The 16,658-nt window shown below is 69.3% G+C and carries 8 protein-coding genes and 2 CRISPR repeat arrays; of the genes, 5 read left to right on the top strand and 3 right to left on the bottom strand.

From position 1 onward, the window contains the following. Positions 1-82: 82 nt before the first annotated feature. Positions 83-1,339: a glycoside hydrolase family 10 protein gene (locus tag ACFWWQ_RS17130; protein ID WP_384596846.1), complete on the bottom strand. Its 1,257-nt coding sequence runs from the start codon at positions 1,337-1,339 to the stop codon at positions 83-85. Positions 1,340-1,501: 162 nt separating this feature from the next. Here ACFWWQ_RS17130 and ACFWWQ_RS17125 point away from each other — a divergent pair, with 162 nt between their 5' ends. The 5 genes from ACFWWQ_RS17125 to csb2 all read left to right on the top strand — a co-directional run bounded on the left by ACFWWQ_RS17125 (position 1,502) and on the right by csb2 (position 11,270). Next, a complete protein-coding gene (locus ACFWWQ_RS17125) occupies positions 1,502-2,374 on the top strand; it encodes a 3-hydroxybutyryl-CoA dehydrogenase (RefSeq protein WP_384596844.1) in 873 nt (290 codons plus the stop codon). 698 nt (positions 2,375-3,072) lie between these two features. Beyond that, positions 3,073-3,614: a CRISPR direct-repeat array (repeat unit 36 nt; unit sequence GCCGCAACGGAGCCGTGCCCCAGAGGACACGGTGAC). 270 nt (positions 3,615-3,884) lie between these two features. Next, on the top strand, positions 3,885-6,392 hold the full coding sequence (locus tag ACFWWQ_RS17120; RefSeq protein WP_384596842.1) for a CRISPR-associated endonuclease Cas3'': 2,508 nt from the start codon (positions 3,885-3,887) through the stop codon (positions 6,390-6,392). 23 nt (positions 6,393-6,415) lie between these two features. Then, the gene (gene csx17, locus ACFWWQ_RS17115) at positions 6,416-8,797 is read left to right on the top strand and encodes a type I-U CRISPR-associated protein Csx17 (RefSeq protein ID WP_384596840.1); all 2,382 of its coding nucleotides are present in this window, start codon (positions 6,416-6,418) and stop codon (positions 8,795-8,797) included. Further along, positions 8,794-9,783 (top strand): type I-U CRISPR-associated RAMP protein Csb1/Cas7u, encoded by a 990-nt coding sequence (gene cas7u / locus ACFWWQ_RS17110; protein ID WP_384596838.1) that lies wholly within the window; start codon positions 8,794-8,796, stop codon positions 9,781-9,783. The genes csx17 and cas7u overlap by 4 nt, the downstream gene beginning before the upstream one ends. 5 nt (positions 9,784-9,788) lie before the next feature. Then, on the top strand, positions 9,789-11,270 hold the full coding sequence (gene csb2 / locus ACFWWQ_RS17105) for a type I-U CRISPR-associated protein Csb2 (RefSeq protein WP_384596835.1): 1,482 nt from the start codon (positions 9,789-9,791) through the stop codon (positions 11,268-11,270). 278 nt (positions 11,271-11,548) lie between these two features. Here the strand turns inward: csb2 and cas2 are convergent, their stop codons facing one another. Both cas2 and cas1 read right to left on the bottom strand, forming a co-directional pair. Continuing rightward, the gene (gene cas2, locus ACFWWQ_RS17100) at positions 11,549-11,842 is read right to left on the bottom strand and encodes a CRISPR-associated endonuclease Cas2 (protein WP_384596833.1); all 294 of its coding nucleotides are present in this window, start codon (positions 11,840-11,842) and stop codon (positions 11,549-11,551) included. A 15-nt stretch (positions 11,843-11,857) separates the two neighbouring features. Next, complete coding sequence (gene cas1 / locus ACFWWQ_RS17095; RefSeq protein ID WP_384596831.1) at positions 11,858-13,486, bottom strand: CRISPR-associated endonuclease Cas1; 1,629 nt, start codon at positions 13,484-13,486, stop codon at positions 11,858-11,860. 323 nt (positions 13,487-13,809) lie between these two features. After that, positions 13,810-16,604: a CRISPR direct-repeat array (repeat unit 36 nt; unit sequence CTCACCGTGCCCTCCGGGGTGCGGCTCCGTTGTGGC). Positions 16,605-16,658: the final 54 nt, after the last annotated feature.

Genomic DNA, 16,658 nt, shown 5'->3' with positions numbered 1-16,658 from the left:
GAAGGGATGGCACGTGGGCTCGGCGTTGTGTATCTCCGCGCGGGCGGCGGGCGCGCGGCGTCACGGACCCGCCGGGCGGCCCCTACCGGTAGTGATCCGCCACCACGCGCGCCATCGCCCCCGAGGGATCGGTGGCCACCTCCTTCGCCGAGAAGAAGACATGGCCGCCCACCTGCGGATACCGGTGCGCGAAGGTGAGATGGCGGGAGAGTTCGGCCGGGTCCTGCCAGGGGGCGGGCTGCGCCGGATCGCCCGCCTTGTACAGGGCCTCGCCGAGGTAGAGGTGCACGCCGGTGCCCGCCGTCGTCCGCGCCCACCACGGCACGATCCGCGCATAGTCCGCCGCCTCGAAGCCGAGGTGCCAGTACGCCTGCGGGGCGACGTAATCGAGCAGCCCCAGCCACACCCAGCGCCGTGTGTCGGCGTACAGGTCGTCGTAGGTCTGCACCCCGGCGCGGGTGTCCGAGCCCGCCGGATCGGTGGCGCGGTTGCGCCAGACGGCGAAGGGGCTGACCCCGAACCGCACCCGCCGCCCGGTCGCCCCGCGCACCGCCGCGACCCGCGCCGCCGTCTCCCGCACCAGCAGCTCGGTGTTGTGGCGCCGCCAGGCCGCCCGGTCCGGGGAGGCGGCGCCGTACGCCGCGTACGAGGCGTCGTCGCCGAACGCCTCGCCCGCGACCGGATACGGATAGAAGTAGTCGTCGAAGTGGAGACCGTCGACGGGGTAGCGGCGCACCGCGTCCAGGAACGCGTCCTGGACGAAGCGCCGTACCTCCGGCAAGCCCGGGTCGTAGAAGAGTTTCCCGCCGTACCGCACCGCCCAGTGGGGGTGGCGGCGCGCCGGATGGGACGGGTCCAGGCGCCTGGGTTCGTCGTGCAGGGCGACGCGGTACGGGTTGCACCAGGCGTGCAGCTCCAGGCCACGGCGGTGTGCCTCATGGACCGCGCAGCCGAGCGGGTCCCAGCCGGGGTCGCGGCCCTGCCGCCCGGTGAGGTACGCCGACCACGGTTCGTACGGTGACGGCCACAGCGCGTCGGCGGTGGGCCGCACCTGGAAGAAGACCGCGTTGAGGCGGCGGGCGACGGCGGCGTCGAGCAGGGTGAGGAGTTCGCGGCGCGCCTCGGCGGGCGACAGGCCCGGACGGGACGGCCAGTCACGGTTGGCGACCGTCGCCAGCCACATCCCGCGCAGTGCGGGGCGCGGGCGTCCCCGGCCGGCGGCAGGTTCGGGTGAGGGGCGCCCGTGCGGGTCCGCGGCGGCGGCCGTCGGCCCGGCGGTCTGCCACGCGGCGGCCCCGAGCGCCGCCACGGCGAAGCTCCGGCGTGTGATCCACCTCATCAAATACCCCCAACTTGTCCGCTTTTGATCTGATTCTTGGAGGTCAGAATGCCCGCCCCGACGCCCGGAGTCCCGCACCTGTACGAGTAACGTCGGGGGCCGAGGCGGGTCCGGCACCCCTACGGAGCCCCGCCGGTCCCGTAGATCAGCGAAAGGCACGAGGTGACGGACACTTTCACCGACATCGCACGCGTCGGCGTCGTCGGCTGCGGTCAGATGGGCGCCGGCATCGCCGAGGTGTGCGCACGCTCCGGGCTGGAGGTCATGGTCGCGGAGACCACCGGCGAAGCCCTGGAGCTGGGGCGCACCCGTGTGACCAACTCGCTCGGCAAGGCCGCCGACCGCGGCAAGATCACGCCCGCCGAACGGGACGCCGCGCTCGGCCACCTGAGCTTCACCACCGACCTCGGTGAGTTCGCCGACCGTGACCTCGTCATCGAGGCGGTCGTGGAGAACGAGCAGGTCAAGACGGAGATCTTCCAGGTCCTCGACCAGGTCGTGACCCGCCCGGACGCGATCCTGGCGTCCAACACCTCCTCGATCCCGCTGGTGAAGCTGGCCGTCGCCACCTCCCGACCCGACCAGGTCATCGGGATCCACTTCTTCAACCCGGCGCCGGTGCAGCAGCTCGTCGAGCTGATCCCCGCACTGACCACCGGCGACGAGACCATCGCGCGCGCCGAGGTGCTGGTCCAGAACGTGCTGGGCAAGCACGCCATCCGCGCCCAGGACCGCTCGGGCTTCGTGGTGAACGCCCTGCTCATCCCGTACCTCCTCTCCGCGATCCGGATGTTCGAGTCGGGCATGGCCAGCCGCGAGGACATCGACAACGGCATGGAGCTGGGCTGCGCCCACCCGATGGGCCCGCTCAAGCTCTCCGACCTGATCGGCCTGGACACCGTCGCCTCGGTCGCCGCGTCGATGTACGAGGAGTACAAGGAGCCCCTCTACGCCGCTCCCCCGCTCCTCGCCCGCATGGTCGACGCGGGGCGGTTGGGGCGCAAGAGCGGGTCGGGGTTCTACACGTACCAGTGAGTGCGACCGCGTCGCCAACTGGCGCTGCTCCAGTGGCAGTTCACTTGGAGCAGCGCCGATTGCGACACTGCACTCGCGCGACTCGCACTGCTCCGCCGGCTCCTCACCCACGCAGCCGCCCCCATCCAGGGTGGCCCGCACGGGGATGTAGCCCGGCGAGCATCGCCAACTGGCAGAGAACCACCTCTGAACTGGTGCTTTGCGTCTTTCAGAGCCGTCGGGGCCTTACCCGTTTACTCAGCGAAAAGTCCCTGGAAAGTCCCTGAGGCAGGACTGAAAGTCCCTGAAAAATCCCTGGGAAGTCTCTGGTCCGGAGTGGCTTGACGTGCATTTTCGAGCCCTGGATCGGCGGCACGCACCACGTACAGTGGCAGCGGCTCGCCCCGCCCCTGGGCGTGGAAGTTCTCGTGGGCGTGGAAGTTCTCGCGGATGCCTCGCGTAAATGCTCGGCGGCGAGCACGGCGAACCACCGCTCCACTTGACCAGGTGCGTCCGATGAGTCGCACGAACGCGATCACGCTCCCACCGGGCAGCACCCACGCTCACACCGCAACCGTCAGCCCTCCCTACACCGACTGCGCTCCTGATCACCGATGCTCCGGCGAGCGCCCCGCTACCGGGGAAGAGCTACCTGGTCCGAGCCGGCGTGGACAGGGCGCCTCGGTACGCCCGCCTTGGAGAATGACGAGCCAGGCGGTGCCGCAACGGAGCCGTGCCCCGGAGGACACGGTGACTTCGACGTGCGGATGAACCAGCCGGACTTCGTGAAGCCGCAACGGAGCCGTGCCCCAGAGGACACGGTGACGGTGTCACGGCGTCATGCCGCCACCACGAACGAAACGCCGCAACGGAGCCGTGCCCCAGAGGACACGGTGACCTTCGAGCGCGCGTGGGGGCCGGAGTGGCTGGGCGTCGCCGCAACGGAGCCGTGCCCCAGAGGACACGGTGACCCTCGCCACCCTCCAGGACGGCACCGACAGCCGCTGGCCGCAACGGAGCCGTGCCCCAGAGGACACGGTGACCCTCGGGCACACCGCCCATCAGGTCACCAATGCGGTGCCGCAACGGAGCCGTGCCCCAGAGGACACGGTGACGTAGGTCTTCCGCGCCTCCGACAGCGTGTCCTTCGCCGCCGCAACGGAGCCGTGCCCCAGAGGACACGGTGACCCGAACCGCCCTCGCCCGGAGCGCGGCGGGGTTTCAAGCCGCAACGGAGCCGTGCCCCAGAGGACACGGTGACAGCTCGCCCATCCTAGTAGGGCTGACCAGCACATTCGTGGCCTCCTGCGAGCGGTGACACAGGGTACTCAAAACCGATCACCGTACTGGCCTCTGATCGCCCCTTCCAGCTCTCTGACCTGCACGCGAGCGCTCTCTGGGACTCAAGGCGCCACTGGACCGCTCGCGATGCGTCGCCGGGCGATCGTTGCCGATTCCGATCTTCCGTCACCGGTTGTCAGTGGTTGGTGGCAGGCTGCTGTTACGCAGGCGGAGAAGCGATCGGAGAGCTATGGGAACGGGTAAGGGCTTCGGGGACTTCGTGCGGTGCGCTTTCGGGAAACGGGACACGGAACCGTATGCGTACCAGCGTGCGCTGGCCGAGCGCCGGGGACCGCTCCCGCAGCTGCTGCGTGCACCGACGGGTGCGGGGAAGACCGTGGCTGCGGTACTGCCGTGGCTGTGGCGGCTGATGGAGAACAGAGCCACTGCTGACAGCACCCCGCACCGTCTGGTGTATGTGCTGCCCATGCGCACCCTGGTGAGCCAGGTCAAGGACGAGGTCGGCAAGTGGCTGAAGAACCTTGCCGAAGCCGATTCCCGTTACGGCGACGTCGAGTTGCAGGTGTTCATGGGCGGCGCGGAGCGTGACGATGACGCGTGGCAGCTCCGGCCGGAGGCGCCGGCGATTCTGATCGGCACGCAGGACATGATCTTGTCGCGGGCACTGATGCGCGGTTATGCGGAGTCGCGGGCGCGCTGGCCGGTGTCGTTCGGGTTGCTGCATTTCGGGACTCAGTGGGTCTTCGATGAGACACAGCTCATGGGCCCGGCTTTGGGTACCTCAGCCCAGTTGCAGGGCCTTCGGGAGGTGTTCGGGACGGCGTCGCCGACGGCCAGTATGTGGATGTCGGCGACGCTCGACGAGAGCGAGCTGCGCACGTCCGACCACCGGGGTGCGCTGGATGAGTTGAATGCGCTGTCGTTTCCTGCTGGTGAGGCATTGGGGCAGCGACTGCGCGGTACGCGCCTGATCGAGCGTGTACCTCAGCTTCCGGACGAGGCGAAGGGGTACGCGCAGGGGCTTGCGTCGGTGCTGTCCGAAGCGCATGAGCCGGGGACGCGGACACTTGCGGTGTTGAACACCGTGGAGCGAGCGACGCAGGTGTACGAGGCGTTGCGGAAGTCGCCCCCGGAGGCGGAGTTGGTGCTGCTTCACTCGCGGTTCCGGCCTGTGGAGCGGGAGGAGATTCTGCGGCGGGTGCTGTGCGATCCCTCGGAGGGGCCGGGGTTGATCGTGGTCGCGACACAGGTGCTGGAGGCGGGGGTTGATGTGACGTCGAGGACGCTGTTCACCGAGACCACGCCGTGGTCGTCGTTCGTGCAGCGGTGCGGCCGGTGCAATCGGGAGGGGGAAGTTGCTGGCGGTGGAAGGGTGTTGTGGCATCCGCCGCCTCGCCGAAAGGCTGGCCCTGGGCGCGAGCCGGAGCCCGTAGCCGCTCCGTACGAGGTGTCCGACCTGCTCGCGACGGAGGAGGAGTTGTCGGCGCTGGAGGGGCAGGCGCTCACTGCGCGAGAGCTGGGTGAGCGCCCTGTGGCGCAGGTCAGGCCGATCCATGCGCTGTTGCGTCGCCGGGACCTGGTACAGCTCTTCGATACGGCTCCGGATCTGACCGGTGCGGACCTGGACGTGGGCCCCTGGATCCGGGACGGGGACGACCGGACGGTTTTCGTCGCCTGGCGGGAGCTGAAGGCGGCGATGCCGGAGGCGGACATGGCGGCGCCGGTGCGGAGCGAGCTGTGTCCGGCTCCGGTCGGTGAGGTGCGGGGGTTGCTGACGAAGCAGCGGCGTGTCTGGGTGAAGCAGCGGATGGAGCGCGGCTGGCGTCGAGCGTATGGGGAGGACGTTGTCCCTGGTTCCGTGGTGGTCCTGGATGCCGGAGAGGGTGGCTACAGCTCCGTCCTCGGCTGGCGCCCCTCCAGTAAGGCTGCGGTTTCCGAGGTTCCCCGGGGAGCGGAAGGGCCCGGAGCCGGTGATCTGGGGTCTGATCGCAGATCCTTCACGGGCCAGCCGATGACGCTGGAGCGGCATCTTACGGATGTGGAGGAGGCGGTCGCCGAGTCGGTGCGACGGCTGTCGTCGCGGCTGAGCGCCGGCTTCTCCCCGGCCTTGCTGGACGCTACCCGGATCGCCAGCCGGTACCACGACCTGGGCAAGTGCCACGAGGAAATCCAGGAGAGGTTGCGCGCTGCCTGTACTTCGCCGGTTGAGGACGGTGTGCTGCTGGCCAAATCCGGTAACCCGTCGGCGACATCGCAAGGCAGGAAGTTCTTCCGGCACGAAGTGGTCTCGGCGCTGATGCTGCTGCATCCCAACAACCCGCTCCTGGAGAGCGTCGAGGAGCGCGACCTGATCGCGTACCTCGCCTGCGCGCACCACGGTAAGGCGCGTGTGACGGTACGGGCGGTCGGCGACGAAGGGTTCGCCAGTCCGCCGCGCCTGCTCGGGGTGGAGGAGGGCGATTCCACCCCGGAGTTCACGCTGCCGAGCGGTGAACGGGTGCCGGAACTGAAGCTCTCGCTGGACCTGTTCCGATTCGGGACGGGGCCGGATGGCCGGGAGGGCTGGACGCAGCGGGTGCTGCGGTTGCGGGACCGGGAAGACCTCGGCCCGTTCCGGCTCGCTTTTCTGGAGGCCCTGGTCCGTACGTCCGACTGGCGCGCCAGCCGCCTGGAGCCACCCTCGGACACCTCCGCAGCATCGGTCTCGGCATCGCACGAGGCGGGAAGCGCGGCATGAGCGGGACACACGAAATGAGGCCCATGAAGTCGCTGGTACTGCCGGGGCTGCGCGCGGCCACACTCGGCGGTTATCTCCAGGGGCTGGGCCTGTTGCGGGTCTTGTCCGAGCAGGTCGATGCGGAGATCACGCTGCACTGGTCATCGCTCGACGAAGCTGTGTTGACGACGCATATGGACCCCGAGGAGATCACGCGGTGGCTGGTGGAGGAGTTCGTACCCAGCCCGGTGATCACGCCGTGGAATGCCGGTTCAGGGTTCGCGGCCAACGGAAAGAGCAAGAGCGCCGAGAAGCTCCTGGACTCGGTGCGTGGTGCGTCGAACCCCCGGCTGGAGCTCCTTCGCGAGGTTGTGGGCATCGCGGACGAGGTGGTGGAGGAAGGCCGGCAGCGGGGCTGGGAAGGCAAGACGTTCTGGGATGATCGGTACAAGCGCGAAGTGATCCAGCTGTGCCGCCGTGTCTTCCCCGACGCCGCCCAGGGCTGGCTGGACGTCGCGGTCACGCTGACCGTGGACGACGTGGCGTACAACCCGCTGGTGGGCACCGGCGGGAACTTCGGCCGCCAGGATCTGTCGGCCACGTATCTGGCCCGTATGTTCGCGGTCATCGACGTCCGCCCCGAGGATGCCTCGGCCAAAGCCGCCGCAACCAAGGCGCGCAAGTCGTCGGACTGGGCGCGTGCGCTCCTGCTCGGCGACGAGGACGTGGCCTATGAACGGGATACGGTCGGCCAGTTCGACCCCGGCCGGGCCGGCGGGATCCTCACCAGCCCGATGGAGAAGAACGACGACAGCGGGTTCGTGAACCCCTGGGCGTTCCTGCTCACGTTGGAAGGCGCGATGCTGTTCGCGGCGGCCCCCACCCGGCGACTGGCCGCCGCAGGTGGCGGGGTGTCCTGGCCATTCTTCGTCTACTCCACCCCCGTCGGTTACAGCTCGGCAGCCGACGAGGACGGCAAGGGCGAGCAATGGGCGCCGCTGTGGCAACGCCCGGCACGGGCGGTGGATGTGGCTCAGCTCATCGGCGAGGGCCGCATCCAGTGGCGCGGCCGCACGGCCCGCACCGGCCTCGAATTCGCCCTCGGACTGGCTTCTCTCGGCCAGGACACCGGACTGAGCGCGTTCCGCCGCTATGTCATCGTCAACCGGCTCGGGCAGAACCCCCTGGCCGTCCCCGCCGGACGCGTCACCGGCTTCCGCCAGGTGGCCTCCCAGCATCTGCAACGACCGTACAAGTGGATCGAACGTATCCAGCGCGTCGAGAAGCTGCCGGCCGCAGTCCGCCAGGCCCTGCGGACCACCGAGCGAACGATGTACAAGGCCGCCACCGAGGACTCGCGCAGCCATGCCGGGCGGTCCGCCCTGGCTGACTTCGTCATCGCGTTCGGCGCTCTGCACCGGGCTGTGAGCCGCTCCGGGAAGCTCCGCGAGCAGATCCGCCCGTACGTCCCCGATCGACAGCCGGCGGACTGGCCGTCCCTGTTGCCTGACGAGGAGGCGATGTGGCTCGCTGCCGCTTTCGCCTCGCTCTGCGACCCCGACCAGGACCGGACCGTCTCACCACGCGCCCTGCTCACCCTGGTGCGATACAACGGCGGCCTGCCGTATTGGAGCGACCAGACACCCAGCGGCTACGAACTGTCCGGCCCCACCCTCACCAATGCGCTGGCATCTCTGCCGCGGCTTCGTGCGCAGCGCCTCCAACACTCCCGCACGCTGGCCATCCGCTCCGGGGACAACAGCTCCGACCACAGCCAACTCACCACGCGGATCCCCTACAGCAAGGGGCTGCGGCTGCCTCGCACACTCCTCCAGACCTTCCTGCATGCGGAGGGGACACGGCTCGACACACGAATCGCCGGCTATCTGGGCGGTCTGCTCGTCCTCGGCGTCCCCTACGTCAGCGAGGCGGCCCCGTCCACGACGGACCGTGGAGACGAGTCAGGCTTCTTTCCGCCCGCCCTCGCCGTGCTCCTGCCCGCTCACGCCGGGCGACGGCTCACCATCCCGGCCCCCGAGGCCCCGCCGGAGGACACGAAGAGCGCAGCATCCGCGCGGAGGCCGGTCGAGCTGGCGCCTCGCTGGGACTGGGCCTTCAAGCTGTCGGCAGGCAAGGTCCAGGACGTACTCCACGACGCCCTGCTCCGGCTACGGCTGGCCGGCTGCCCACCCGCCCTACGTCCCGCGGACGTCGAACAGGCCCTCCGCCCCGTACGCGACCGGCACGCCTACGGAAACCGGCTGGCTGCCGCCCTCCTTCTGCGTCCCCGAAAAGCGGACGTGACCCAGGCGCTGAAGATCGCCACCACGGCCTCCGGCATCCGTGTTGAGCCGGATTCCGCAAACACCGATCAACCGACCTCTGTCTCCGATTCCCAGACCGTCGAAGGAAGCCCCGCAGAATGATCGACATCCAGGCCCCGCGTCTCCGCTTCGAAGTCAAGCTCGCCCCCGCCCTCGGCTCCGGCTTCCAGCCCACCGGCTTCCCCGACATCGGAGCGGCGACCTTCGAGACATACGGCGCCGACGGCACGCTGCACGACAACCTCCTGGTGGAATCCCCTCAGTCCATGGCCAACCGGCTGGAGGCCAGCGTCTGGGACGCGGGCGCCCAGCAGCCGCACGAGTTGATCGCGGACCTGCCCTACGTACGCGTATGCCGCACCGATGCCCCCGAAGAATTCCTGACCTCCTCCCGGCTGGAGGCCCACCGCCTCGCCTCCGCCTTCATCCGCGACGCCCGCCTCGACGGCACCCCCATGCTGGACATCATCGGCGAGCGTCTCGGCCTGGCCAAAGACACCCCGCTCAACTATCCCCGCATGGCACGCACCGTCCTCCAGCTCGACCCGTTCTGCCTCATCCACGGCGTCTTCTTCGCTCACCGCAGCTGGCTGGGCCAGCCGAAGTTCCCCCGCGCCATCTCCGCGCTCATCGAGGCCCACGACGTTCAGCCCCTTCAGAGCGGAGGACGCAAGGCCGACTCGGTACGTCACCAGCTCGACAAGGACGGCGACGGTGGTGGCACCAGCGAGGGCTACGGCTCCGTCCCCTTCCACCGCACCGACTACACCGCCCGCGACATCACCGCATACTTCTCCCTGGACCTGGAACTCCTGCGCTCCTACGGCCTTGGCAACGAACTCACCGAGCTCCTGGCCGCCTTGGCCCTGTGGGAAGCCCGCCGCTTCCTCACCACGGGACTGCGCCTGCGCACCGGCTGCGACCTGATCATCACCCAGGACGCCGAACAACTCCCCCAGGAGAAGGCCCTCACCGGCCGGATCACGCAGCTCCTCACCGCCCAGCACGACGCCATCGGAGCCCGCGGGCCGCTCACCGTCCTGTGGGATGAGACGTGCACGAAGAGCAACGCGAAGAACAAGAAGTGACGCCTGTGCCTCTCACCATCGCCTTCACCTTCCCCTGGCGCCGCTACCACGCCACTCCCTGGGGCGCGAACCCCAACGACCAACAGGTCGAGCTCCCGCCCTCCCCCTGGCGCATCCTCCGCGCCCTGTACGCGGTGTGGAAGCAACGCGCTCCTCGCCTGGACGACGGCACCGAACTGTCCGAGGAGACCGTGCACAGGCTGCTCTCCCGCCTGGCCGGCCAGCCCCCGCGCTACGCCATCCCGCCCTATCGCCTCGCGCACACCCGCCACTACTACCCCGACACCCAGCACCGCCAAGGCGCCACCAGCACCGACGCGGCCCTGGACAACTTCGCCCAACTCGACGGCGATGCCACCGTCTACGCGACCTGGAACCTCGATCTTCCCGGCGAGGAGGAGAAAGCCCTGGAGCGCTTGCTGGCTTCCCTCCCGTACCTCGGCCGTGCCGACAGCATCTGCGACGCCCGCCTCGAACGCGTGGCCCCTGCCCCTGCCCCTGAGAAGCACCACCCGGTGACTCCGCTCCAGTTCGCGGACGATCTCGGGCCTGGCCAGGAGGTGGTCCAGCTTCTCGCCCCGACCGCCCCGCTGGACATGAACGCACTCCTCATGCGCCCCGTGGACGTACGCCGACGCCAGCTGTTCCCGCCCTCCTCCCAACTCCTCGACTACGCCATCCCGTCCGAAGCAGCACAGCGCAAACCCCGCCGACGAGCGGCCCCACCTGCTGACGACCCCACCACCGTGCTGCTCTCGGTCACCGGTACCCCCCAGCCGCGCATGCCCAGCACCGTGGCCGTCACCGACGCCCTTCGCATGGTTTGCCTCAAGCTGCTCGGCACGGGCCACCCCACCAGCCCCTTGGTCGGCAAACAGGCCGACGGCACCCGCCGCCAGGACAACCACCAGCACGCCCACTACCTCGCCCTCCCGGCCGAGGACGGCACCATCGCTCATCTCGCCATCTGGGCCCCATCCGGACTCGGCCGCCCCGAACTGAACGCCCTCTCCGAACTCCACACCCGAACCGTCGGCGCCCCCGCTTTCGTCACCTCGGCACCCCGCGACCTGAACGTCCGCGTCCTCGCCACCGGCAACGCCGAACTACTCCCCGACGAATTCACCCAGCCCAGCCGCTACTGGACCTCCTGCACCCCGTTCATCCCCCCACGCCACCATCGCAAGAACCAACCCTGGCCCGCCTACCTACGCGATGTCGTACACCGTGAACTCACGGCCCGCGGCCTGCCGTCGAAGTTCCACGTCCACATGCCCGGCCTCCCCACCGGCTATCCCCACTACCGCCGCAGCCGTCTCCCCTCCCACCGGGCCAACCGCTCGTCGACAGGCCAGGCCGAATCCCGCCACCCCCTCGCCATCACCATCGAGTTCGACGAACCCATCCCTGGCCCGCTCTCCCTCGGCACCCTCAGCCACTTCGGCCTCGGCCTCTTCCGAAACGACACGAATGGGCGGGGGACCTGACGCAGCCCCCCGCCCAAACGGAAACGGAGCCGCACCCCAAGAGCGCGTGAAAACCGAGGCAAGTCCCAACCGATGGGGAAGACTCTCCGCAACGCAGTCAGCGGGGAGTGCCTCAAGCGTGGGCAAATCCGCACTTCCGAGAGGTGAACCTCGGCATTGAGGGATCAGCATTCGTGACGCGCTACGACCCAGCGACGCACAGCGAGTCATGGCCGCTTTCACCTGGGCGTCGCGGTCACCGTGTCCGCCGGGGCGCAGCTCCGTTGTGGACAATGGGGTCATACGATCGTCGCGCCAGGCTCCGGCGGAGGCTCCAGGTTGCGGGTGCCGATGAATTCGAAGCGAGTCAGGTCGGTTGCGCCAAGGTCGACGATCACGACGGAGTCGGTGTCCAGGGTCATGTGGCCGGACAGTTCATCTGTCATGGCCAGTCGTTCCATGGCGCTCAGGTCGCACAAGAAGACGGAGTACTGGAGCGGGTCGCCGTACGCCTTCATGGTCTTGTGCACACGGCGGAGCCGCTTGGCGTGCCGGATGTCGTAGGTAACGAGATAGCGGCGGCGGGCGGCCACGGTGCTGTGCTCCCGTCAGCGAGTGCGGAAGGGGACATATTCCGGGGCCTCTCCGAGGAGGTGGGCTGCGAGCAGGCGTACTTGGACTTCCAGGACACGGCGGTAGGAGACCGTGTAGCCGAACATAGGGTGCTTGACCTCGCTGTTCAGCCTGCGTTCATAGGCGCGCAGCACGGCCTTCCTGCCGGATTCGGTGAGGTTGACTCCGACGCCGCGACGGAGGAAGTCGCCGGCACCGACTTCGCCGTTGTTGAGGACGTTGATCACCACTGATTCGGCCAGCAGCGGACGGAACTCTTCCATCAGGTCGAGAGCGAGCGCCGGGCGGCCGAAGCGGGGGCGGTGGTAGAGCCCGATGTACGGGTCGAAGCCGACGCTGTAGCAGACCGCCGTCACGTCCTTGGTGAGCAGGGCATAGCAGTAGGAGAGCAGCGCATTGAGTGGGTCGAGCGGCGGGCGGCGGGTGCGTTCCAGGGGACCAACGGCGGCGTAGGTGTCTCGGACGTCGGGGCGGAGCATGTGTGTGAAGTGTTCGAAGTAGACGCGGGCTGCGGCGCCTTCGATGCCGAGGAGTTCATCGGCCCCCGTCGCGGCGGCGGCTTGTCGGGCGAGTGCGGCAAGGGTGTCGAGAGCCGGGGTCAGGTCGCCGTACTCGGGGCGGGCGTTACGGCGCAGCAGGGTGCGGCAGTTGCGAATCTTGCCGTCAACCATGGCGGCGGCTACGGACGTGTCGCCGCGTACGGACGCGAGTACCTGCTGGCGGCGGAGTTGGACATTCTTGCCGGGCAAGCCTTCGGCCAGGCCACTGAACCAGCCACCGTAAGAAAAGAAGCAGACGGGAATCTCTTCGCGGAATGCGGTGCGGAGTGCTTGGCTACTGATCTGGACGTTGCCGAAGAGGCAGATCTGGGAGATGTCCAGCAGGCGTGTAGAGCTGAGTTGCTCCTTGTTCTTGCTGACGCTGATACGTCCGCCGGAGACGCCGATCCAAGCGCCCTGAGTGGTGACGTACAGCGGGTGCGCGGCGTCATCTCGCGGGATCAGACGCCTGGGCCGGCGCTGCTGGTGCGCCCGGAGAGTGTTGATCTCGTCGGGAAGGCAGATGGTCACCAGTGAGCAGCGGGGGCACTTGGGACTGTCGAGGAGCGGGGGTGGCGGCTGGTCGGCGGCGGCCACCATCCGGGCCTGGGCGATCAGCTCATAGGTGCGGGCGATGAGCCGCTCGTCGAACAGGACCTCGACGCGAGTGCGGGACCCGGCGAAGTACAGGATGCCGGATTCACAGGTGTAGCCCGCGTGCTGGAGAAGGAGTCCTTGCGCGCATACTTGCACGCGTTCGGGTTCGTAGGCGCCCTCAGGGAGGTCAGGCGCTGAGCCCTTCTTGTAGTCGACTGGACGTACCTGGCCATCAGCCGTGGGCTCGACGAGGTCGATGACAGCGGTCAGCCCCAGTTCCTCGGAGGACAGGGATACCGAGCGGGCGACGCGTGGTGTCTCGCCATCAGGTTCAGGGAGACTGCCGCCTCCGCTGTCCACGTGGCGATGGGTCGACTTGCCGGCTGCAGTGTCGGCATTATGGCGGAACTGCGCCTGCGCCCATTCCAGGTAGAACAGGCGTGGGCAGTAGGCCGCCTCGTTCAGCATCCGAGCGGGAAGCAACGTCGGGACGTCAGCGTGGTCTGACGGAACCGTCACAAGGACCTCCGGCAACGTGAACCAGTACTACGAGGTCATGAAACCTCACGCGGAGTGACCGCCAGATACCAGGCCGACCACTGGCGTGTCGCGGCGCTCGTAAGGTGCGAGCGGTCAGGTGGTGAGAAAATCCCCGGGGAGCACTCGCACGCAGGTCAGCGAGCCTTGAGCGACGACCGGAGACTGAAACAGAGATCGACTTCGAATACTAAGCGTCACCGCTCGCAGAAGGCCGCAAACGCGCTGGTCAGCCCCACTAGAATGGGCAAGCTCTCACCGTGCCCTCCGGGGTGCGGCTCCGTTGTGGCACTGATCCGGGACCGGGTCGCGCGGAGCCAGAATCTCACCGTGCCCTCCGGGGTGCGGCTCCGTTGTGGCGACAGGGAGTAGTGCGGGCCGTCCTCGACCATCGTGCGCTCACCGTGCCCTCCGGGGTGCGGCTCCGTTGTGGCTTGCAGGTCAGGCCCGGTTTGGCCTCATGCCGGCCTGCTCACCGTGCCCTCCGGGGTGCGGCTCCGTTGTGGCAGCGTGGGCGCGGGCCAGGGCCGCTCGGTGGATGGCTCACCGTGCCCTCCGGGGTGCGGCTCCGTTGTGGCAGCGCGATGCACAGCCGGTTGTGCCGATGCCCGCACCTCACCGTGCCCTCCGGGGTGCGGCTCCGTTGTGGCGCCGTGTGCACCGTCGGCGCCGGTGGCGATCCACCACCAGCTCACCGTGCCCTCCGGGGTGCGGCTCCGTTGTGGCGTGTCTGAAGTTGTTGACGACCTTGGTTCGATGGGTCCTCACCGTGCCCTCCGGGGTGCGGCTCCGTTGTGGCACCAGGTCGAGGCGCCGGTCCGCGTGCCGGGCGATGCTCACCGTGCCCTCCGGGGTGCGGCTCCGTTGTGGCATCGAGGAGGGCGAGGAGCGGCTCAGGTCCCTCCCCTCACCGTGCCCTCCGGGGTGCGGCTCCGTTGTGGCAAGGTCATCGGTGATGTGCACCCGGGCACCCACTTCCCTCACCGTGCCCTCCGGGGTGCGGCTCCGTTGTGGCGAGTCGGCCGCAGATGCGGTCGTAGGCGCGGGCGATCCTCACCGTGCCCTCCGGGGTGCGGCTCCGTTGTGGCGAGGCCGAGCGGGCCACGGTGGTCAAGGACAAGACCTCACCGTGCCCTCCGGGGTGCGGCTCCGTTGTGGCGCGGTACGGCGCTGCGCGTCCGCCTGCCGCTCCATGACCTCACCGTGCCCTCCGGGGTGCGGCTCCGTTGTGGCATCTGCATGTGGTGTCAACGCGAACGGCCCGTACGGGTCACCTCACCGTGCCCTCCGGGGTGCGGCTCCGTTGTGGCAACACGTCCCGATCAACGGGGTGATGCTCAAGCTGCTCACCGTGCCCTCCGGGGTGCGGCTCCGTTGTGGCTTCAGCGTCTCGGTCCAGAAGTCGCGCAGCCACTCCCTCACCGTGCCCTCCGGGGTGCGGCTCCGTTGTGGCGCCGTCGGGTGCAGCGTGCAGGGCGCGGCACAACTCTCACCGTGCCCTCCGGGGTGCGGCTCCGTTGTGGCACCTCCCTGCCGACCGCACCGGCCCTGGCCACGACCTCACCGTGCCCTCCGGGGTGCGGCTCCGTTGTGGCGCGCTGTCTGCCAGGTGGGTTGCACGGTTCAGCGCAGCTCACCGTGCCCTCCGGGGTGCGGCTCCGTTGTGGCGCCCTGGACGTCGCCCGCCGAGCTGCACCCTGCCCGCTCACCGTGCCCTCCGGGGTGCGGCTCCGTTGTGGCAGTAGTTACAGGCAGCGGACAGCGGAACGGCCCCTCACTCACCGTGCCCTCCGGGGTGCGGCTCCGTTGTGGCACGCCTGGGAGGCGGGCGACGCGGGCGAGCTGGAACTCACCGTGCCCTCCGGGGTGCGGCTCCGTTGTGGCGATCGAGGACGTCTTCCGGCTTTTCCGCCACCCGCACTCACCGTGCCCTCCGGGGTGCGGCTCCGTTGTGGCGTGATGATGTAGCCGAGGACGTGGGCGGTGACCACGCGGCTCACCGTGCCCTCCGGGGTGCGGCTCCGTTGTGGCGCCGATCGCCCGTGTCAGCGGCACGCCCCGCAGAGCTCACCGTGCCCTCCGGGGTGCGGCTCCGTTGTGGCGCCGAGCCAGACGGCAAGCGGAGCGTTCGCCTCCGCGCCTCACCGTGCCCTCCGGGGTGCGGCTCCGTTGTGGCACCTCACCGCCGCCGACGAGGACCACGACCAGGAGCCTCACCGTGCCCTCCGGGGTGCGGCTCCGTTGTGGCGTCGATTCCGTGCAGCCCTTCGTACGGGATGCCGAAGCCTCACCGTGCCCTCCGGGGTGCGGCTCCGTTGTGGCTTCAGGTCAGGGGCCGGGGCGGGCTCCGGTGCGGGCCTCACCGTGCCCTCCGGGGTGCGGCTCCGTTGTAGCTGCGGGGGCGGGCGCAGGTTCTGCATGGGGGGTGCACTCACCGTGCCCTCCGGGGTGCGGCTCCGTTGTGGCAGTAGCTGCACGGCGGCGGGCCCGGAACTCCCTCTCGGCTCACCGTGCCCTCCGGGGTGCGGCTCCGTTGTGGCGTGGTGGTGGGCCTCTTCCTGGCCCTTGGGGCCGCGGCTCACCGTGCCCTCCGGGGTGCGGCTCCGTTGTGGCCACCCGGACCCGGCGACGGGTGCGGCCTTCGGGTCGACTCACCGTGCCCTCCGGGGTGCGGCTCCGTTGTGGCTACGTCACCCTCCACTCCTACCGCCGCGACGGCCACTCACCGTGCCCTCCGGGGTGCGGCTCCGTTGTGGCGTAGGCGAGGAGTTCCTGGTCGCGCCGCGTCATCTCCGGCTCACCGTGCCCTCCGGGGTGCGGCTCCGTTGTGGCCGAGCGGTCCGGCGCCGTTGTGCTTCTACAGGCGGGCTCACCGTGCCCTCCGGGGTGCGGCTCCGTTGTGGCCATCACGCCCCGTGCCCAGGCCAGGCGCGAGTAGAGCCTCACCGTGCCCTCCGGGGTGCGGCTCCGTTGTGGCATGTCGCGCTCCGGTACCCCGGAGGGGAAGGCGTTCCTCACCGTGCCCTCCGGGGTGCGGCTCCGTTGTGGCGCCCGGATGCTCGGCATCTCCTGCCGCCCGACCAACCTCACCTCACCGTGCCCT

Source organism: Streptomyces sp. NPDC059080, from assembly GCF_042739975.1.
Lineage (GTDB): Bacteria > Actinomycetota > Actinomycetes > Streptomycetales > Streptomycetaceae > Streptomyces > Streptomyces benahoarensis.
This window is presented reverse-complemented; position numbering and strand designations above follow the sequence as displayed.

Excerpts from the sequence above, each read along its gene's own strand:
- ACFWWQ_RS17130 (WP_384596846.1), bottom strand. The coding sequence starts at position 1,339 with ATGAGGTGGATCACACGCCGGAGCTTCGCCGTGGCGGCGCTCGGGGCC.
- ACFWWQ_RS17120 (WP_384596842.1), top strand. The coding sequence starts at position 3,885 with ATGGGAACGGGTAAGGGCTTCGGGGACTTCGTGCGGTGCGCTTTCGGG.
- csx17 (WP_384596840.1), top strand. The coding sequence starts at position 6,416 with ATGAAGTCGCTGGTACTGCCGGGGCTGCGCGCGGCCACACTCGGCGGT.
- cas7u (WP_384596838.1), top strand. The coding sequence starts at position 8,794 with ATGATCGACATCCAGGCCCCGCGTCTCCGCTTCGAAGTCAAGCTCGCC.
- cas1 (WP_384596831.1), bottom strand. The coding sequence starts at position 13,486 with ATGCTGAACGAGGCGGCCTACTGCCCACGCCTGTTCTACCTGGAATGG.